Annotated in this window: 15 protein-coding genes and 1 pseudogene; 10 read left to right on the plus strand and 6 right to left on the minus strand. The window is 70.7% G+C overall.

From position 1 onward, the window contains the following. Positions 1–4 precede the first annotated feature (4 nt). Complete coding sequence (locus tag ACN27J_RS25220) at positions 5–262, minus strand: PspC domain-containing protein (RefSeq protein WP_421370019.1); 258 nt, start codon at positions 260–262, stop codon at positions 5–7. A 169-nt stretch (positions 263–431) separates the two neighbouring features. On the opposite strand from ACN27J_RS25220, the gene ACN27J_RS25225 reads away from it, so the two are divergent. Then, the gene (locus ACN27J_RS25225) at positions 432–1,376 is read left to right on the plus strand and encodes an NUDIX hydrolase (protein WP_282233585.1); all 945 of its coding nucleotides are present in this window, start codon (positions 432–434) and stop codon (positions 1,374–1,376) included. A 251-nt stretch (positions 1,377–1,627) separates the two neighbouring features. Continuing rightward, entirely contained in the window at positions 1,628–2,686 is a 1,059-nt protein-coding gene (locus ACN27J_RS25230; RefSeq protein ID WP_421370022.1) for a CDP-alcohol phosphatidyltransferase family protein, read from the plus strand. A 41-nt stretch (positions 2,687–2,727) separates the two neighbouring features. Here ACN27J_RS25230 and ACN27J_RS25235 read toward each other — a convergent pair whose 3' ends face one another. The 3 genes from ACN27J_RS25235 to ACN27J_RS25245 form a co-directional block, all read right to left on the minus strand. Continuing rightward, positions 2,728–3,981 (minus strand): phosphatidylserine decarboxylase, encoded by a 1,254-nt coding sequence (locus ACN27J_RS25235; RefSeq protein WP_421370024.1) that lies wholly within the window; start codon positions 3,979–3,981, stop codon positions 2,728–2,730. 76 nt (positions 3,982–4,057) lie between these two features. Beyond that, on the minus strand, positions 4,058–4,405 hold the full coding sequence (locus tag ACN27J_RS25240) for a hypothetical protein (RefSeq protein ID WP_421370026.1): 348 nt from the start codon (positions 4,403–4,405) through the stop codon (positions 4,058–4,060). Next, positions 4,402–5,973, minus strand: a complete 1,572-nt coding sequence (locus tag ACN27J_RS25245) for a PspC domain-containing protein (RefSeq protein ID WP_421370028.1) — start codon at positions 5,971–5,973, stop codon at positions 4,402–4,404. Before ACN27J_RS25245 ends, ACN27J_RS25240 begins: the two co-directional genes overlap by 4 nt. A 227-nt stretch (positions 5,974–6,200) precedes the next feature. On the opposite strand from ACN27J_RS25245, the pseudogene ACN27J_RS25250 reads away from it, so the two are divergent. The 7 genes and pseudogenes from ACN27J_RS25250 to ACN27J_RS25280 all read left to right on the plus strand — a co-directional run. Beyond that, a pseudogene (locus ACN27J_RS25250) lies at positions 6,201–7,409 on the plus strand (PspC domain-containing protein); the annotation flags it as partial. Between the two features lie 98 nt (positions 7,410–7,507). Continuing rightward, entirely contained in the window at positions 7,508–8,215 is a 708-nt protein-coding gene (locus ACN27J_RS25255; RefSeq protein ID WP_421370030.1) for a LuxR C-terminal-related transcriptional regulator, read from the plus strand. 458 nt (positions 8,216–8,673) lie between these two features. Next, complete coding sequence (locus tag ACN27J_RS25260; RefSeq protein ID WP_421370032.1) at positions 8,674–10,275, plus strand: peptide ABC transporter substrate-binding protein; 1,602 nt, start codon at positions 8,674–8,676, stop codon at positions 10,273–10,275. Between the two features lie 105 nt (positions 10,276–10,380). Then, positions 10,381–11,391: an ABC transporter permease gene (locus ACN27J_RS25265; protein WP_278173814.1), complete on the plus strand. Its 1,011-nt coding sequence runs from the start codon at positions 10,381–10,383 to the stop codon at positions 11,389–11,391. Between the two features lie 71 nt (positions 11,392–11,462). Beyond that, positions 11,463–12,395, plus strand: a complete 933-nt coding sequence (locus ACN27J_RS25270; RefSeq protein ID WP_421370034.1) for an ABC transporter permease — start codon at positions 11,463–11,465, stop codon at positions 12,393–12,395. Positions 12,396–12,403: 8 nt separating this feature from the next. Next, a complete protein-coding gene (locus tag ACN27J_RS25275) occupies positions 12,404–13,447 on the plus strand; it encodes an ABC transporter ATP-binding protein (protein WP_421370036.1) in 1,044 nt (347 codons plus the stop codon). Continuing rightward, positions 13,440–14,450, plus strand: coding sequence for an ABC transporter ATP-binding protein (locus tag ACN27J_RS25280; protein ID WP_421370038.1), 1,011 nt, complete (start codon positions 13,440–13,442; stop codon positions 14,448–14,450). The genes ACN27J_RS25275 and ACN27J_RS25280 overlap by 8 nt, the downstream gene beginning before the upstream one ends. A gap of 111 nt (positions 14,451–14,561) precedes the next feature. Here the strand turns inward: ACN27J_RS25280 and ACN27J_RS25285 are convergent, their stop codons facing one another. After that, entirely contained in the window at positions 14,562–14,948 is a 387-nt protein-coding gene (locus ACN27J_RS25285; protein ID WP_421370040.1) for a chorismate mutase, read from the minus strand. Positions 14,949–15,316: 368 nt separating this feature from the next. Between ACN27J_RS25285 and pcrA the strand changes: the two genes are divergently transcribed. After that, on the plus strand, positions 15,317–17,761 hold the full coding sequence (gene pcrA, locus ACN27J_RS25290) for a DNA helicase PcrA (RefSeq protein WP_421370042.1): 2,445 nt from the start codon (positions 15,317–15,319) through the stop codon (positions 17,759–17,761). Positions 17,762–17,781: 20 nt separating this feature from the next. Here pcrA and ACN27J_RS25295 read toward each other — a convergent pair whose 3' ends face one another. After that, the gene (locus tag ACN27J_RS25295; protein WP_421370044.1) at positions 17,782–18,726 is read right to left on the minus strand and encodes a peptidoglycan DD-metalloendopeptidase family protein; all 945 of its coding nucleotides are present in this window, start codon (positions 18,724–18,726) and stop codon (positions 17,782–17,784) included. Positions 18,727–18,956: the final 230 nt, after the last annotated feature.

The following is an 18,956-nucleotide window of genomic DNA, read 5'->3' on the forward strand; positions in this document are numbered from 1 at the left end:
CCGGTCAGTCGGTGGTGCCGCCGGGCCAGGGCGGCGCGGTCGGCGGCTCCTCCGGCATCAGGAACCAGATCACCGGGTAGGTCAGCGCGGCCAGGCCGCCGGTCAGTACGGTGACCACCGCGAAGATCACCCGGACCAGGGTGGGGTCGGTGTCGAAGTAGCGGCCGAGGCCGCTGGCGACACCGGCGATCATGCGGTCCGTGGTGGGTCGCCGGAGCTGCTTGTACGGGGCCTGAGCTGTGGGGTTCTGGGAGGTCGTCATGCTTCAACGGTCCGCGCGACGGTCCTCGGCGACCTCGGTGACCTCCCGGATCAATACCCTGATCCGTCCCGGAATGCGGCTCTAGGTAGTCAAGTAGTTACCTAGAATACTGTCGCCAATCTGACAGTCGTCCGCGCCGACTGGCCACTTGCGGGCAGAATTCGGACTCGTGACTCCCGCCCTAGAGCCGCTTCGCAGGATCGCGGCATACGCTGTCTGTGCCGATTCGGAGGACCGGGTTCTGCTGGTCCGCGCCTCTCCGCGCTCTGGTACACCCGGGGTGTGGTCGCTGCCGGGAGGAGCAGTGGACCACGGGGAGGATCCCAACCACACCGTCGTCCGGGAGACCGCCGCGGAAACTGGCATTTCGGTCGCGGTCACCGGGTTGCGGGACGTCCTCGCCGACATGCGCTCCCTTCCCCGGCGCGGCATCACCCTGCACACCGACCGGTTGATCTACGACGCGTCGATCCGTGGCGGACAGATCTGCCACCGGATCAACCAGCCCACCGACCTCGCCCGGTGGTGCAGTCTGGACGAGGCGAAGCAGTTGCCGCTGCGTCCGTTCACCGCCAGCGCTCTCGGCCTGCCGCCGGAGACGATCGACCTGCGGCCGGACACCGCTCCCGACTTCCCGTCGTTCTACGCCGTACCGGGGCCGGACGGGCTGCACCGGGCGCAACGGTTCGCGGCGTACGCGGTCGCCACCGACCCGGCCCGGCGGGTCCTGCTGACCCGGATCGCGCCCGGCTACCCGGGTGCCGGTCGGTGGCATCTGCCCGGCGGTGGCACCGACTACGGCGAGCAGCCCGGCACGGCGCTGATCCGCGAGCTGGTCGAGGAGACCGGCCAGCGTGGCCGGCTGGTCCGGCTGCTCGGCGTGGCCAGCCACCGGGACGCGGCCTCGCTCGGTCCGGAGGGTTACCCGATCGACTGGCACGGGGTGCGCGCTTTCTACCAGGTGGAGGTGGACCGCCCGTCCCTGCCGATCGTCACTGACATTGGTGGGTCGACCTCGGAGGCCCGCTGGTTCGCCCGTACGGATCTGGCAGCCATCCGGTCGGAGCTGACCGAGGTGACCGCCGAGGCGGTCGGAGCCGCCCGGCTGGTCTGACCCGACCCCGGCGGTGCCACCGACGCTCGGCGGCGCCGCCGGGAAGGCCGTGGTCGGTGCTAGCTCCAGCTAGCGCTGCTTTGCTTGAGCTAGCGTACCGCCGTGAGCAGGTGACCGGTTTGGCCCGGACGAACCGGCATAACTCAGACTGATCTCTCGCCATCCCGCGTCGGCTGTGCAATGGTGTAGGCCGCATAATCGGGCGTCCGGCGCAAGTTGCGCGGGACGACCGACCGATGATGGAGGGATCCGTGGCGAGAGCCCCGTGGCGGCGGCGGCGTACGACTGACAGTCCCCGGCCGGCAGGACGTCAATGGGCGGGCCGTCGATGGACCGGTCCGCTTCGTCGTAGTGGCAGCCTGGCCCGCCAGGTCCTGCTGGTGCGGGTCGGCCGCAGCGGCAGCGACCGGCTCCGGTTCGGCCGGCGGTCGGCGGACTCCGTCGGACGGTACCGGGTCGACCCGCTGACGGCGGCCGAGATCGCCGCGATCGCTCCGCTCAGCCCGGCGGTCGGTCCGGTCGGTCCGGCACCTGCCGCCGGCGTCGAGGACCACCCGATCACCCCTGAGGACCACACCGCCACGGCGGACAGCCGGCCCGGCGGGCTGCAGCCGGCTCCCGTACCGCTGCTGCCCGGCACCCCGACGGCGGCCCGGCGGGCCGGCTTCGTGCTGGTCAACTCGACCACGCTGGCCAGCCTCACGCTCGGCCTCACCGCCATCTTTCTGGCCATGGAAGGCGACGTACGCCCGGCTGCGGTCTGCCTGATCGCCTGCGTGGTCTTCGACGGACTCGACGGGGCGCTGGCCCGCCGGCTCGGGGTGGCGAGCCCGTTCGGCGCGCAGATGGACTCACTCGCCGACATGTGTTCGTTCGGGCTGGCCGCCCCGGTCGTCGTCTACGCCTCGCTGGCCGGCTCGGTCTCCACCACCGCCGCGGCGGTCGCCTGCGCCCTGGTCGCCGGCTGCGCAGCGATCCGGCTGGCCCGGTTCAACGTGTCGCCGTGCGACGGTGGGTTCTTCACCGGCGTACCGACCACGCTGGCCGCCGCCGTCCTCGGTCTCGGCGTGCTGATCGACGTCCCGATCCCCGGTGGTGCGCAGCTGGCGGTCGTGGCGCTGCTGGCCTTCGCGATGGTCTCCAGCTTCCCGTACGCGAAGCTGGCCCGGCTGATCAAGCTGCCGCCGTGGCTGTGGGTCGTGCCGGTGGTCGGCGCGTTGATCGACGCCCGGCTGACCTTCGGCCTGACCGTGCTGGCCTACCTGGTGAGCGGGCCGTTGCTCTGGCTGCACCAGCGACGGGCCGCCTGACCCTCAGTCACCGGCCGGCCCCGACCGGCCGGCCCTGCGGGTCAGCGCCAGCGGGCGATCACCGAGCTGCCACCGGCCACCCGGTCACCCGGCCCGACCAGCGCCTCGGCGGCGTCCGCCGGCAGGTAGACGTCGGTGCGCGAACCGAACCTGATCAGTCCGAACCGCTCGCCCTTGGCGAGCAGACTGCCGACCGGGGCGCGGTGCACGATCCGGCGGGCCACCATCCCGGTACGCTGCGCGACCACCACCCGGCCGTGGGAGGTCTCCAGCACCGTGTACGCGGCGACGTTGTGCTCCGCGGCCGGCTTCATCGCGGCGGCGAAACCCCCGTCGGTGACGAAGTGGTCAACCACCCGGCCGGCGACCGGACTGCGGTTGACGTGCACGTCGAGCACCGAGAGGAAGACCGCGATCCGTAGGAACCCGGCGGCACCGAGCCGTTCGTCGTGCACCCGTTCCACCGACAGCACCCGGCCGTCGCTCGCCGCGACCACGGCGGTCGGGTCCTCCGGTACGTCGCGTTGCGGGTCGCGGAAGAACGCGGCGACCGGGCCGGCGGCCAACGCCGGCAGCAGCCAGAGCCGGCTCTTCGGCCGGGCCAGCCGGGTCGCGGCGGCCAGCCCGAGGGCAATCCCGGCGGCGGCCACGCCGCTGGAGTCGATGTGCATCCCCCGGGTCAGCGGAACGCTGCTGGTCCGGAACGCCGGCCCCAGCTTGGCGGTCCGGTCGACCGGTGCCGGGGTGAACCGCAGCCGGTGCACCCGCAGCGGCGGGACGTTGCGCAGCACCAGGTCACTGCCGACGCCGAAGAGCGCCGCCTGCCGGTCCAGTTCGGCGGCCGCACCGGAGGTGCCGCCCGGCAGCGCCGCGACGGCCACGGACAGTACGGCGCCTTCGGTGAGGTACTTGCCGTAGCCGTCGATCATGGTGCGGGCCTGTTCACCACTTCCGGTGAGGACGGTTCCGACGATCAGCAGATCGGCCGGGTCGGCGGCCGACACCGTCTCGATCACCCGGACCCGTTCGTCGACCCACGGGCCGTGACCGGCGATCTCCGCCCGCAGTTGTGCCGTCTGGTCGACGCTGGCCGGCACCACGGTCATCGTGTCGCCGGGCAGCAGTGCGTCGATGGCGGCGTTGACCACCCTTGTTCCCGGAACCACCTCGACCAGCAGGACGTGCTTTGCCGCGTTGTCGCGGGCGAGTTCGGCGGTCAGCGCTCGGGCGGCGCGCTCGCCGATGTCGACGCGGGTGCGAAGCACGGAAGCGACTGGTACGGGGGTGTCGGACATGGCGGACGGGCTCCTCGCGGCAATGGTGGGACGCGGACCCAGCATAGGTGCACCACCGGTGGGCTGCAGCGGGCCGTCAACCACCCGACCCGCTGGGCGGGGTAGCCGGCTGGCCGGGCGCGGGCTCGCCGGGCGCGGCGGCGTCGGGCGTCCGGGCGTGGGCGTCCGCCGGTCCGCCGCTGTGCTCGTCGGCGTCCGCCGGCCCGTTGTCCTGGCCAGCGGTGCCAGCGGGAGGTTCGCGGCGGCCGGACCGCAAGGCACCGACCAACCCGAGTACGCCGATCAGGATCAGCCCGCCGGCGACGATCCAGCCGACTCGAGGCAGCGGTACGTTGACTGACTGGGCGATCAACCACCAGCCGGCGATCAGGAGGAAGATCAGCCCGAAGGTGAGGGAGACGCCGTCGGTACGATGCCGTTTCATCGGATGACCTCCAAGTCGCCAGCGTTGATTTCGATCCGCAGGGTGAGTTCGCCGCCGCCGGTGCCGTCCGATCCGAGGTCCTCCACGACGCGACTGCCCTGCTCGAAGCCGTCCCAGCGGTGGCCGAGCACGGACGCGTTGCCGGCGTTCATGTCGGTCTCGGTCCGGACGTCGACCTCGTCCGGTAGGTAGACGCGGAGTTTGCCGAACGACAGCGAGACCGTCACGTCCTTCTGCCGGTCGGTGAAGTCCACGTTGCGCAGGTCCAGTACGGCGTCGCCGAATGTCGCCGCGTACCGCGAATCCACCTGGCCGTAGGTTGCCGGTTTCCACACCACCGGCTCCGACGTGGCCTCCTTGGCCGACTCGACGAGGCTGGAGACACCGACCGCAGCGGCAGCCGTCAGACCCAGCGCGATGAGCCAGCGGGCCCGGCCGATCCAGGCCCCGACCAGCAGCCCGACCGCGATCGTGGCGAGTACCGCCGCGAAGTAGGCCGAGGGTGGCGTGGGTGCCAGGTCGGTCAGGTCGAGCGCGGCGACCAGCCCGAGCACCACGAAGATCATCGAAAAGGTGATGGTGCCCAGCCGGGACCGTTCCTTGCGGGGCCGTGGTGCGGCCGCCGGCGGCGGGGGGACCGGCGGCGGGGGGAACTGCCCCGGTGGCCTGCTACGACCGGCGTACGGGCCGTAGGGCGCGAACGGTGCCCGGTAGCCCCCGGCCGGTGGTGGCGGGCCTACCGGCGGGTACACCGGCAGCGGGTGGGTCGGCGGGTCGTCCGGCCGTGGCTGGGCCAGCTGCCCGGCGGCGACCGGTACGGCTGCACCCGCCGCTCCCGCTACCGGCGCGGGTGGCGGTGGTGGGTTGTACCCGTGCGGCGGTGGTGGACCGTACCCTGCCAGCGGTGGGCCGTATCCGGGTGGTGGTGGGCCGTATCCCGGCGGTGCCGGCGCCGGGGGTCCGGCCGGTCGCGGGCCGTCCTCCCGGAAACTGCGGTTGAGCAGCAATGCGCCGCCGATCAGCACCGCCGAGCCGAGCAGGACGGCCCGGAACCCGTCGGTGACGATGAAGCCGAACATGACAGCGGCGAGGATGCCGATCACCAGTACGACGACCGGTGAGGTGCTCGACCGGCCCCGGCCCAGCAGCCCTTCCACCGGCGAGGTGCTGTCCCCCTCACTCGGGGTGGCCAGCCACACCACCAGATACACCAGGATGCCGATGCCGCCGAAGAAGCCGAGCACCGCCAGCAGCACCCGCCACAGGACCGGGTCGGTGTTGGTGGCCCGGCCGATGGCCCCGCACACCCCGGCCAGGTACCGGCCCTGACGCGGCCTGATCAACCCGTACCGCGAGGCGAGGGCCTCGGCCTGCGGTGGCGGTGGCGGTGGCGGCCAGCCGTACCCGGGGGCGTCCGTCGGCGGGGCCGACGCGGTCCCGTCGGCCGGCTCGCCCGCTGTGCCGGGCTGCTGTGCCGACTCGTCCGCATGGTCGGGCGGCTGCGCCGGTCTGGTCGCTGGGTCGGGTGGCTGAGCCGGTCCACCTGGCTTGGTCGGGTCGTCGGTCATACTTGTGATCCTCCGTGCCCGGCTGTCCGACCTGCCTCGGGAATCGACCCTGACGCCACCCTGACTTTCCAGACGGTGGTTGTCCGGGACGTCCCCGTGGTCGCGCGGGTCGTCGCCGTGTGACGATCGAATCCACCGGCTGAACTCGCCGGCCGAACTCACCGCCAGCGGGCGCCGGCCGGATCGGCCGTCAGATCGTCCACGTCCCATCCGCCGAGGAGGCAGCGATCACTACCGCGATCGAGCCGCCACGTCTGTATCGCAGTCGCGAGCAGCGGGTGGTCGCCGGAGTCGCCGCCGGGATCGCCCACCACCTGCGACTGCCGGTGGTCGGCGTACGGGTGGCGTTCGTCGTACTGATCGGGTTCAGCGGCCTCGGCGTGCTGCTCTACGCGGCGTTCTGGGCGGTGGTGCCACCCGCGACCGCCGGGCCGCCGAAGCGTCGCGACCTGGGCGAACTACTGCCGTTCGTGGCGATCGGCCTCGGCGTCATCCTGATCCAGGTGCTGGTCTTCGAGTCCAGTGGAGTGAGTGCCACCGCCGGCTGGCTGGTGGCGGTCATCGCGGTCGGGACCGGGATCATCTGGCACCAGTCGGCACCGGAACGGCGGCGGGCCTGGCGGGAGACCCTGCCGCAGGTGCCGTGGCTGGGTGCGGTGGTCGACGAGAGCGACCGCCGAGCCTTCCTGCTGCGGTTCATCGGCGGTGGGCTGCTGGTGGCGGTCGGCGTGATCGGGGTGGCCGCGGTGTATTCGCCCCGGGGCGACTTCGCTGCCGTCATCAACGGCGTCATCTTCGCCCTGGTCGGTCTCGCCGGCGTCGGGGTGGTCACCGCCCCGGTGCTGTGGCGGACGTTCAACCAGTTGCGCACCGAGCGGGAAGGCCGGGTCCGGGAGCAGGAGCGGGCCGAGCTCGCCGCGATGATCCACGACCAGGTGCTGCACACCCTGGCGCTGATCCAGCGCAACGCCGCCGACCCGAAGACCGTGCAGCGGCTGGCCCGGGGTCAGGAACGGACCCTGCGGAACTGGCTCTACAAGCCGACGGCCTCGCCGACCGAGCGCTTCGCGGCGGCGTTGGAGCAGGTGGCGGCCGAGGTGGAGGACACCTTCGGGTTGTCCGTCGAGGCGGTCGTGGTGGGTGACCGGGGCACCGACGAACGGGTCGGCGCGTTGGTGGCGGCGACCCGGGAGGCGCTGGTCAACGCGGCGCGGCACGCCGGGGTGCAGACCGTGTCGCTGTACGCGGAGGTGGAGCCGGAGCAGCTCAGCGTCTTCGTCCGGGACCGGGGCGCGGGCTTCGACCCGGCCCGGGTGGGGGAGCACCGGCACGGGGTGCGCGGCTCGATCGTCGGCCGGATGCGCCGGCACGGCGGTCGAGCCGAGATCATCAGTACGCCGGGCTCGGGCACCGAGGTCCGGCTGACGCTGCCGGTCGGGCCGGAGAGCCGGCAACCTGGACCGCAGGGCCGGCAACCTGGGCCGCAGAGTCCACAGCCCACGCCGGAGCGCCGACAGCCTGGAGAGGGGCAGAGATGAGTGAACCGACCAGCCAGCCGGCGGCGGGTGGGGCACCGGGGCAGCCGGACGGACGGCGGTTGCGGGTCTTCCTGGTCGACGACCATGCGATGTTCCGCACCGGGGTCCGCGCCGAACTCGGCGCCCACGTGGATGTGGTGGGCGAGGCGAGCACGGTGGCCGAGGCGGTCAGCGGGATCGCCGCGGTCGGCCCGGACGTGGTGCTGCTCGACGTACACATGCCTGATGGTGGGGGACGGGCGGTGCTGGACGCGGTGCTACGGGGCTCCGGCGTGGCGCGGCCGTCGGTGCGGTTCCTGGCGCTGAGTGTCTCGGACGCGGCGGAGGACGTGATCGGGCTGATCCGGGCGGGCGCCCGTGGATACGTGACGAAGACGATCTCACCGGACGATCTGGCGGCGGCGATCCAACGGGTGGCCGACGGGGACGCGGTGTTCAGCCCTCGGCTGGCCGGGTTCGTGCTGGACGCGTTCGCCTCCCGGTCGGACGCGCCGGTGGTGGATCCGGAGCTGGACCAGCTGACCAACCGGGAGCGGGAGGTGCTGCGGCTGCTCGCCCGGGGCTACGCCTACAAGGAGATCGCCAAGGAGCTGTTCATCTCGATCAAGACGGTGGAGACCCACGTCTCCAACGTGCTGCGCAAGCTGCAGATGTCGAACCGGTACGAACTGTCCAGATGGGCGGCGGACCGGCGGCTCATCTGACCGACCAGCGGACTTGCTCTATCTCCCGGATGATGGGAACCTGGTTGGCGATCCGTCCGGAGTCGATCATGGCGGGCCTGGTTCTTGGCTCGTTGTGGGTCTGCTGCGGACCGGTGTTAACCCTGAGGTTACAAGCCGGAAATTGCCGCCAATCCGGCATCCGGGCACCTCGGACAAGTGGTGACTATTCGTATTCACTTGACATCCGAACGTGATGGAGGGGTCGCGGGGAAGGTCACACGAGGGCTTTCCTACTCTGCAGTAATAAGGGTTGTACAGTGGTCCGATGCCCAGGTCAGGGCGGGTCTGAGCGACGGTTGAGTGATCTTGACCGGAGTATCGGGGCCGTCCCGTCCGCGTATCACCTTGATAACGGCACCTTCACGCAACGGGCTACCTGGTGTCACAGTGTCAGTCACCTCACAACCCCCCCGTGAGCGCCCTGAGGAGGCTCTCCCATGCGTGGGAAAACCCTAAAGGTGGCGGTCGCAGCGACCGCCATCGCTCTGTTCGCCACCGCTTGCAGTAGCGACGGCGAAGAAACCACGGAGAACAACAACTCCGGAGGTACGCTTCGCATCTACGCCTCGGAGCCGGCGTTCCTGCTGCCGTCCGCTGGTGACGACGAGCCGTCCATCCTGGTCATCCGCCAGCTCTACCGTGGTCTGGTCAAGTACAACGCCGAGACCGGTGAGCCGGAGAACGACCTCGCCGAGTCGATCGAGTCCGAGGACAACAAGACCTGGACGGTCACGCTCAAGGACGGCTACACCTTCGACAACGGTGAGCCGGTCAACGCCGACGCCTTCATCCGGGCGTGGAACTACACGGCGTACGGGCCCAACGCCCAGAACAACGCGTACTTCATGAAGCGCATCGCCGGCATCGACGAGGTCAGCGGCGAGGAGCCGGCGGCCGAGGAGCTCTCCGGCCTGCAGAAGGTCGACGAGCTGACCTTCACCGTCGAGCTGAAGGAGCCGTTCGCCGGCTTCCCGGCGATCGTCGGCTACTCCGGGTTCTTCCCGATGGCCGAGGCCTGCCTCGCGGACACCGACGCCTGCAACGAGACCCCGATCGGCAACGGTCCGTACAAGATCGAGGGCAGCTGGGAGCACGACCAGCGGATCCAGCTGGCGCGCAGCGAGACCTGGGCCGGTGAGGAAAAGGGCGCGGCCGACGTCCTGGACTACAAGATCTACGCCGATGTGGACGCCGGCTACGCCGCCTTCCAGTCCGGCGAGCTGGACGTGATGTACACCATCCCGCCGGCGCGGTACCAGGAGGCCAAGCAGCAGTACGGCGACCGGATGTACGAGGCCCCCGGCGACAGCTTCACCTACGTCGGCTTCCCGACCTACGACGAGCGCTTCGCCGACAAGCGGGTGCGGCAGGCCTTCTCGCTCGCGATCGACCGGCAGGGCATCATCGACGCCGTCTTCGACGGCCGGTTCACCCCCGCCGAGGGCGTCGTGGCGCCGACCTTCGACGGCTACCGTCCGGGCGTCTGCGAGTACTGCACCCAGGACGTCGACCGGGCCAAGGAGCTGCTGGAAGAGGCCGGCGGCTGGGACGGCGAGCCGCTGGTGCTGTGGGCCAACGCCGGTGCCGGTCACGAGCAGTGGCTGCAGGCGGTCGGCGACCAGCTGAAGGCCGCGCTGGGCATCGACTACGAGCTGAAGGTCAACCTGCAGTTCCCCGAGTACCTGGCGACCGCCGACGAGAAGGAGTTCACCGGTCCGTTCCGGCTCGGCTGGGGCCCGGACTACCCGGTGGTCGAGACCTACCTCTACCCGCTCTACGGCTCCGGTTCGGACAGCAACAGCTCGGGCTACAACAACCCCGACTTCGACGCGCTGATCGCCCAGGGCGACGCCGCGGCGGACCTCGAGGCGGCGATCCCGTTCTACAACCAGGCCGAGGACATCATCGTGGAGGACATGCCGGTCATCCCGATGTGGTTCAGCAAGATCGCCGCGCTGTACGGCGAGAACGTCGACGAGTTCCACTGGAACAAGATCTCGGACGCTGAGTACGGCAAGATCACTCTGAAGAACTCCTGACCTGCGAGTCTGACTGATCAAGTCGTAACGCGACGTGGCGGCAACGGGAACTCCCACGAGGGGGCCTGTTGCCGCCACGTTTAGCGCCGAGAGGAGACCCCCCAGATGGGGCGCTACGTCATCCGACGGTTGCTCCAGTTCATCCCCACCGTGCTGGGCACCATGTTCCTACTGCACTACGTCACGTCGCTGGGCATCCAGTTCAGCGGCAACCCGGTCCGGGCGATCTTCGGCGACCGCAAGCCGACCGAAGCGCAGCTCGCCGCCATGACCGAGAAGCTCGGCTTCGGCGACCCCTGCCTGGAGCAGCCGGGCAACCCGTGCTTCGGTCTGTTCTTCGACCGCCTGCAGGACATCTTCCTGCGCTTCGACTTCGGCATCAACCTGCAGCAGGAGCCGGTCACCGAACTGGTCTCCCGGGCCCTGCCGCACACTCTCAAGCTGGTGCTCATCGCCATCGTCTTCGAGGCGGTCATCGGCATCTTCGCCGGTGTCCTGGCTGGGCTGCGTAACGGCAGCTTCTGGGACTACCTGGTGAAGATCTCCACGGTCTTCGTCATCTCCGTGCCGATCTTCGTCCTCGGCGTCGTGGTCCGCCAGTACGTCGGCGTCGAGTTCGGCAACGTCCTACGTGGGCAGGACTGGATACCGGAACTGATCTCCCGAGGCGTCTTCGGCGCCGGGTTCATCGCCGACTACCCGACCGCCAGCCTGGTCATCCCCGGCATGGTGCTCGGCGCGGTCTCCCTGGCCACCACCGCCCGGCTCACCCGGACCAGCATCATGGAGAACATCCGGGCCGACTACGTGCGTACCGCCAAGGCCAAGGGTCTGGCGAACCGGCGGGTCATCGGCGTGCACACGCTGCGCAACTCGCTGATCCCGGTGATCACGTACCTCGGTGTCGACATCGGCTCGCTGATGGGCGGCGCGGTGGTCACCGAGCGGATCTTCAACGTACGCGGTATCGGATCGTTGGTCGCCCAGGCCGCCACCTCCGGTGAAGCCTCGGTGGCGATCGGCGTGGTGACCATGCTGGTCATGGTCTTCCTGCTGGTGAACCTGCTGGTGGACCTGCTTTACGCGGTCCTCGACCCGAGGATCCGCTATGAGTGATCGCAATGGACCGAACATCCGGCCCGGCGCCGTGTTGATCCACGGCGGACCGAGCGTAGCGAGGTGCCACCATGAGTGACCCGACCCATCCCACGGCCCCCGCCGGCGGCACCGAGGTGGCGCCACCGCCACCCGAACCGGCCCCGGCCACCACCGAACGCAACGCCAGCCTGTGGGCCGACGCCCGGCGGCAACTGCTGCGTGACCCGGTCTTCATCGCCGCGTCGATCTACGTGCTGCTGGTCGCGTCGATGGCCGCCTTCCCCACCCTGTGGACCCGGCAGGACCCGCGCGCCTGTGACGTCCAGCGGACCCGGATCGCGCCCAGCTGGGAGCACCCGTTCGGGTTCAACAACCTGGGCTGCGACTACTACTCGCACGCCATCCACGGGGCCCGGCCGTCGCTGCAGATCGCGATCTTCGCCACGCTGGGCATCGTCCTGCTCGGTGGCATCGCCGGGCTGCTCGCCGGCTACTTCGGCGGCTGGGTGGACGCGATCATCTCGCGGATCACCGACATTTTCTTCTCGCTGCCGTTCCTGCTCGGTGCGATCGTCTTCCTGACCGTGATCAAGCAGCAGAACGTCTGGACGCTGGCCGCTGTGCTGATCGTGCTCGGCTGGACCACCATCGCCCGGATCATGCGCGGCAGCGTGCTCTCCTCCAAGGGCCTGGACTACGTGCAGGCGGCCAAGGCGATGGGGGCCGGGCACGGCCGGCTGATGTTCCGGCACATCCTGCCGAACGCGATCGCCCCGATGGTCGTCTACGCGACGATCACCCTGGGCGCGTTCGTCTCCGCCGAGGCGACGCTGACCTACCTCGGCGTCGGCCTGCAGCCACCGGAGGAGTCCTGGGGCATCATGATCTCCCAGCACCAGGTCTACTTCCTGGACCACCCGTGGCTGCTGCTCTTCCCGTGCGGGCTGCTGGTCGGCACGGTGCTCTCCTTCATCCTCATGGGCGACGCGCTGCGCGACGCCCTCGACCCGAAGCTGCGGTGAGGTGAGCCATGGCGACAGACAGAGACATCACCGCCACCATCGACGCGCTGCCCGGGCTCGACGCCAGCGCACCGCCGCTGGAGGTCAACGACCTGCAGGTCGAGTTCCGCACCCGCAACGGCATCGCCCGCGCGGTCAACGGGGTGAGCTTCTCGTTGCAGGCCGGCGAGACCCTGGCCATCCTGGGTGAGTCCGGCTGCGGAAAGAGCGTCACCGCCCAGGCGATCATGGGCATCATCGACTCACCGCCCGGGTTCGTCACCGGCGGCGAAATCAAGTACCGGGGCGTGGATCTGCTCAAGCTGCCCGAATCGCAGCGGCGCAAGATCCGGGCCAACCGGGTCGCGATGATCTTCCAGGACGCGCTGTCGGCGTTGAACCCGGTGTTCACCGTCGGCTTCCAGCTCTCCGAGCTGTTCCGCAAGCACCGGGGAATGTCCCGGGCCGACGGAAAGGCCCGGGCGGTCGAACTGCTCGACCTGGTGAAGATCCCGGCCGCCAAACAACGGGTCAGCGACTTCCCGCACCAGTTCTCCGGTGGCATGCGCCAGCGGGTGATGATCGCGATGGCGTTGGCTCTCGACCCCGAGGTGCTGATCGCCGACGAGCCGACCACCGCCCTCGACGTCACCGTCCAGGCCCAGGTGATGGCCCTGCTCGCGGAGCTGCAGCGGGAACGCAACATGGGCCTGGTGCTGATCACCCACGACATGGGGGTGGTGGCCGACGTCGCCGACCGGATCTCGGTCATGTACGCCGGTCGGGTCGTCGAGGAGGCGCCGGTGCGGGACATCTACGCCTCGCCGGCCCACCCGTACACCAAGGCGCTGCTGGAATCGATCCCCCGGATCGACCTCAAGGGCCAGGAGCTGAACGTCATCAAGGGCCTGCCGCCCGCGTTGACGAACATCCCGGCCGGCTGCTCGTTCAACCCGCGCTGCCGGTACGCGCAGGATGTCTGCCGGGCCGACCCGGAGCCGCCCCGGTTCGCGCTGGCCCCGAGCCGGACCTCCGCCTGCCACTTCTGGAAGGAGGTCAAGGGCGATGAGTGACGTTGTCCTGGAGACCAAGGACCTGGTCAAGCACTTCCCGCTGACCCAGGGCATCCTGTTCAAGAGGCAGATCGGCGCGGTCCGCGCGGTGGACGGGATCAACCTCCAGCTGCACCGGGGCGAGACGCTCGGCATCGTCGGCGAGTCCGGGTGCGGCAAGTCCACCCTGGCCAAGCTGCTGGTCGGGTTGGAGACCCCGTCGTCCGGCTCGATCATGGTGCACGGTGCGGACATCGCCGGCCGCAGCGGCGCCGAGATGCGCCGGGCCCGGCGCAACATCCAGCTGGTGATGCAGGATCCGTACACCTCGCTGAACCCGCGGATGACGGTCGGCGACCTGATCGGCGAACCGTTCGAGATCCACCCGGACGTGGCGCCGAAAGGCGACCGTAGCCGCCGGGTCCAGGAGCTGCTGGAACTGGTCGGCCTCAACCCGGACCACATCAACCGCTACCCGCACCAGTTCTCCGGCGGGCAGCGGCAGCGGATCGGCATCGCCCGGGCGCTGGCGCTGCGCCCGGAGATCATCCTCTGCGACGAGCCGGTCTCCGCGCTGGACGTGTCGATCCAGGCTCAGGTGATCAACCTGCTGGAGCAGCTGCAGAAGGAACTGGGGCTGTCGTACATCTTCATCGCCCACGACCTGTCGGTGGTGCGGCACATCGCGCACCGGGTCGGCGTGATGTACCTCGGCAAGATCGCGGAGATCGGCACCGAGGAGGAAATCTACGAGCAGCCGACCCACCCGTACACCCAGGCGTTGCTCTCCGCGGTCCCGCTGCCCGACCCGACGGTACGCGGCCTGCGGGACCAGATCGTGCTGGAAGGCGACGTGCCGTCACCGGCCGACCCGCCGTCGGGCTGCCGGTTCCGGACCCGCTGCTGGAAGGCGCAGGACATCTGCGCCGCCGAGGAACCGACCCTGACGGTACGGGACGCTTCGGCGCACCCCAGCGCCTGCCACTTCGCCGAGGTACGCAACGTCGTGCGGGTCACCGAGTAGTCCCGGCGCCGGCCCGCTCGTCGCCTCGCGTCACCTCGACGCACGGCCTGGGCGGGCCGGCTGGGCACCGTGCGGGCCGGTCGGCCGGCCATCGCAGGTGCCGGGCGGTGATCACAACGGGCCGCGGCCTGCCCGCAGCACCAGCAGCGCCAACTGGGTGCCGTCGGCACCCAGCTCCGACCGGTAGCGGTCGACGATCTCACGTTCCCGGGAGAGCACCAGCCGGGTGCCGCCCGAGGCGATCCGCACCGCGCCCACCTGCTTCGACAGCTCGGCCCGTTCCTGCCAGAGCGCGATCAGGGCGTCGTCGATCTCGTTGATCCTGTTCCGGATGGCCAGGATGCGATCGGCCGCCTCCGGCGCGTCCGTCCCGGTCTGGTGCCGACCGTCGGATCGCCCCGTTGAGCCGGTCGCGCCCGGTTGGCTCGCCTCCTCGGCGGTGCCGGCCGGTGGCGTCGCGCTGCTGTCGGCGGTGTGCGCAACGGCGTTGGTCCCCATGTCCTGCCTCCTGGACTGTCCGGCCCCGGTGGACGCGGAACCCGGAACGCGAAGTGCCCCGGGCTCTCGCGAGAGCCCGGGGCACTTGTAGGTCTGATGATCAGGCGCGACCTACGGCAGCCGGACTCCCGGAACCGTAGCTAAAGAAAAATCGTGCCTGGCGGATCACGCTACGAGTATGCCCAGGCCGGTGACGCCAGCGCAAGAATTCCGCCATCCTCTGGGAAGACACCCAGCGCGCCGACGGCCTGAGCTTGGCGGGCCCGAGCTTGGGCGGGCCTGAGCTTGGGCGGGCCTGAGCCTGCGATCCGGGCTGGCGGCGCGGGCGGCGCAGGGCTGTCGGTCGTGCGGCATAGACTCGCCGTGCGATGCATCCACTCTTCGAAACCCCAGCGGCCCCATCCGCACCTGCCCCAGATCGGGACGGTCCGTCGGCCGGACCGCCCCCGGTCGAGCCCGGTGTGGCCGGCCGAGGGTCGGTTGAACCCAATCTGGCCGGTGCCGCGCTGCTGACCGGGCTCAACGGCCCGCAACGGGAGGCAGTCACCCACGCCGGTGGCCCGCTGCTGATCGTGGCCGGTGCCGGTTCCGGCAAGACCAAGGTGCTCACCCACCGGATCGCCTACCTGCTCGCGGCCCGGCAGACCCACCCCGGTGAGGTCCTGGCGATCACCTTCACCAACAAGGCGGCCGGTGAGCTGAAGGAGCGGGTCGGCAACCTGGTCGGGCCACGGGCCCGGATGATGTGGGTCTCCACCTTCCACTCCGCCTGTGTGCGAATCCTGCGGGCCGAGCACGAGCACGCCGGGCTGAAGTCGACGTTCTCCATCTACGACGCGGACGACTCGCGGCGGCTGATGCAACTGGTCGCCCGGGAGCTCGACCTGGACCCGAAGCGCTACCCGGCCCGAGGGCTGGCCACCCAGGTGTCGAACCTGAAGAACGAGCTGGTCGACCCGGAGACGTTCGCCGACCGGGCGGCCGGCCCCAACGAGCGGGCCCTGGCCGAGGCGTACACGCTCTATCAGCGCCGGCTGCGCGAGGCGCACGCGCTCGACTTCGACGACCTGATCATGACGACGGTGCACCTGCTGCAGGCCCACCCGCACGTGGCCGGCAGCTACCGGCGGCGGTTCCGGCACGTGCTGGTCGACGAGTACCAGGACACGAACCACGCGCAGTACCAGCTGGTCAAGGAGCTGGTGGGGGACGGTTCGGACGACGTACCGCCGGGGGAGCTCTGCGTGGTCGGCGACGCCGACCAGTCCATCTACGCCTTCCGGGGCGCGACCATCCGCAACATCCTGGAGTTCGAGCGGGACTTCGCCCAGGCCCGCACGATCCTGCTGGAGCAGAACTACCGCTCCACCCAGACGATCCTGACCGCCGCCAACGCGGTGATCACCAACAACGCCGGTCGCAAGCCGAAGCGCCTGTGGAGCGATCAGGGCGACGGCGAGCGGATCGTCGGCTACGTCGCCGACACCGAGCACGCCGAGGCGGACTGGGCGGCCCGGCAGATCGACCGGTTGTGCGACGACGGCGCGGCCCGCCCGGGCGACGTGGCGGTCTTCTACCGCACCAACGCCCAGTCCCGGGTCTTCGAGGAGGTGTTCATCCGGGTCGGCCTGCCGTACAAGGTGGTCGGCGGGGTGCGCTTCTACGAGCGCAAGGAGGTCCGCGACGCGCTGGCCTATCTGCGGGCGGTGGTCAACGCCGACGACACGGTGAGCATCCGGCGGGTGCTCAACACGCCGCGTCGGGGCATCGGCGACCGGGCCGAGGCGTGCGTCGAGGCGCTGGCCGCCCGCGAGCGGATCTCGTTCGGTGCCGCGCTGCGGCGGGCGACCGAGGCACCGGGGATCTCCACCCGGGCGGCGAACGCGATCGCCGACTTCGTGGCGCTGCTCGACGGGGTACGGGAGCAACTGGCCACCACCACCCCGGAGGAGGCACTGGAGTCGGTGCTGCTGCGCTCGGGTTACCTGACCGAGCTGGAGGAGAGCCTGGATCCGCAGGACGCCGGCCGGGTGGAGAACCTGCAGGAGCTGGTCAGCGTGGCCCGCGAGTACACCGAGCGGGTCGAGGCGTCCGACGAGCCGGCGACCGTCGCCGGCTTCCTGGAGCAGGTCGCGCTGGTCGCCGACGCCGACCAGGTGCCCGACGACGACCCGGACCACCAGGGTGTGGTCACCCTGATGACCCTGCACACCGCCAAGGGCCTGGAGTTCCCGGTGGTCTTCCTGACCGGCCTGGAGGACGGCGTCTTCCCGCACCTGCGGGCTCTCGGCGACACCGGGGAGCTGGAGGAGGAGCGGCGGCTGGCGTACGTCGGGATCACCCGGGCCCGGCAGCGCCTGTTCCTGTCCCGGTCGGTGACCCGGGCCGCGTGGGGGCAGCCGGCGTACAACCCGCCGTCGCGGTTCCTCTCCGAGTTGCCGGCCGAGCTGGTCCGCTGGGAGCGGACCGAGGCGGCGTACACCTCCTGGTCGGGCACGGGTGGCGGGGTCGGTGGGCGGTCGGCCGCCGCGGACCGGTCGCCGGTCGCGCGCGGCGGCGGCTTCGCCGGCGGTACGCCGAAGGCCGCCCGCCTCGCTCAGCGGCTCGGGGTGGATCCGAGCCGGCTGAGCACCGCCAGCGAGCTGCCCACCGCGCCCAAGGTGACGGTGGGGGAGCGGGTCAACCACCAGCGGTACGGGCTGGGCCGGGTGCTGGCCGTGGAGGGGCACGGGCCGGGAGCCAGGGCCCAGGTCGACTTCGGTGACCAGACGATGTGGCTGGTGCTGCGGCACGCGCCGATCGAGAAGATCTGACCCGGCCCGTACCGCAGCGGTCAGCAGCCCAGGTCGACGCCGCGTTCGCGCATCCACGGGGCCGGGTCCACCTGGCTCCACAGCCCGCCGACGTGCACCTCGAAGTGCAGGTGCGGGCCGGTGGAGTCGCCGGTGGAGCCCTCCGCGCCGATGGTGTCCCCGGGGGCCACCTGGTCACCGACGGCGACGCTGGTCGCGGAGAGGTGCGCGTAGTGGGTGAGTACACCGCCGCCGTGGTCGATCACCACCGAGATCCCGTACCCGGTGTACGCCCAGCCGGCGACCTGCACCGTTCCGGCGCCGGCGGCGAGCACCGGGGTGCCGGCCGGCAGGGCCAGGTCGATCCCGGCGTGCAGCACGCCCCAGCGCTGGCCGTAGCAGGAGGTGATCTGGGCGCCGGGCATCGGGGTGACCCAGTCGGCCGTGCTGGCCGCTGTACTCGCCGCCGCCGCCGCGGTCGTGGCCGGGTCATTGCCGTCGCTGCCGGCGTCGTCGGTCTGCCTCGCGGCGTCGTCGGTCGATCTCGCGGTCTCGTCGTCGGTCCCGGTCGGCGCGGCGTCGTCGGCTGCTTCGGTCGGGTCCGCCGGTTGACCGGTCTCCTCGGCGCGGCTGGTGCTGCTGTCGGTGGGCGCCGGGCCGAAACCGGTCTCGTCCCCGCCGCTGTCCGGGGTGGTCGTCGGCTGACGGGTGCTCCGGTCGGCGCGTCCCGCCGAGTCGGCCCGGTCGGCGAGGGCCGAGGTCGTCGCCGGATCGGTCGCGGCGGGGTCGGGGGCGGAGTTGAGTGCGGTGGCCGCGCCGCCGATAGCGAGGGCCGCGACGGCCAGCGCGGTGAGGGCGGCGGTACGGGTCCGGCGGCCGAACTCCGCCACCTGGGCGTGCTTGCCGGGCGGAACCAGCCGGTGCAGCCCTGGTGACCGACGCCGGGTCGAGGGCTTGCTGCGCTCCGGGGGCTCGGGGTGCGACACGGGGGTGACCTCCGTGGTAAGGGGGGCACGGACCCGGAAATGGTGGTGTGCCAGGCACAGAGGGTGGGTACCGGGTAGGCGGAGAAGTCGGCGCGCACCGCCCGGAGGCCGGACTTTCGTGACTCTCCGTGGTCAGATGGGGGATTCGCTGGCCCGACCGGTAGTGGTGCAGATCACAAGATCCAGTGTGACGTAGGACATATTTTCGCTGGTACGGGCGACCGAACTGC

This window comes from Solwaraspora sp. WMMB762 (genome assembly GCF_049179115.1).
GTDB lineage: Bacteria > Actinomycetota > Actinomycetes > Mycobacteriales > Micromonosporaceae > Micromonospora_E.

What these genes read in the sequence shown, in the direction of transcription:
- ACN27J_RS25220 (WP_421370019.1), bottom strand. Translation starts at nt 262, where the DNA reads ATGACGACCTCCCAGAACCCCACAGCTCAGGCCCCGTACAAGCAGCTC.
- ACN27J_RS25235 (WP_421370024.1), bottom strand. Translation starts at nt 3,981, where the DNA reads ATGTCCGACACCCCCGTACCAGTCGCTTCCGTGCTTCGCACCCGCGTC.
- ACN27J_RS25240 (WP_421370026.1), bottom strand. Translation starts at nt 4,405, where the DNA reads ATGAAACGGCATCGTACCGACGGCGTCTCCCTCACCTTCGGGCTGATC.
- ACN27J_RS25245 (WP_421370028.1), bottom strand. Translation starts at nt 5,973, where the DNA reads ATGACCGACGACCCGACCAAGCCAGGTGGACCGGCTCAGCCACCCGAC.
- ACN27J_RS25255 (WP_421370030.1), top strand. Translation starts at nt 7,508, where the DNA reads ATGAGTGAACCGACCAGCCAGCCGGCGGCGGGTGGGGCACCGGGGCAG.
- ACN27J_RS25260 (WP_421370032.1), top strand. Translation starts at nt 8,674, where the DNA reads ATGCGTGGGAAAACCCTAAAGGTGGCGGTCGCAGCGACCGCCATCGCT.
- ACN27J_RS25265 (WP_278173814.1), top strand. Translation starts at nt 10,381, where the DNA reads ATGGGGCGCTACGTCATCCGACGGTTGCTCCAGTTCATCCCCACCGTG.
- ACN27J_RS25270 (WP_421370034.1), top strand. Translation starts at nt 11,463, where the DNA reads ATGAGTGACCCGACCCATCCCACGGCCCCCGCCGGCGGCACCGAGGTG.
- ACN27J_RS25275 (WP_421370036.1), top strand. Translation starts at nt 12,404, where the DNA reads ATGGCGACAGACAGAGACATCACCGCCACCATCGACGCGCTGCCCGGG.
- ACN27J_RS25280 (WP_421370038.1), top strand. Translation starts at nt 13,440, where the DNA reads ATGAGTGACGTTGTCCTGGAGACCAAGGACCTGGTCAAGCACTTCCCG.
- ACN27J_RS25285 (WP_421370040.1), bottom strand. Translation starts at nt 14,948, where the DNA reads ATGGGGACCAACGCCGTTGCGCACACCGCCGACAGCAGCGCGACGCCA.
- pcrA (WP_421370042.1), top strand. Translation starts at nt 15,317, where the DNA reads ATGCATCCACTCTTCGAAACCCCAGCGGCCCCATCCGCACCTGCCCCA.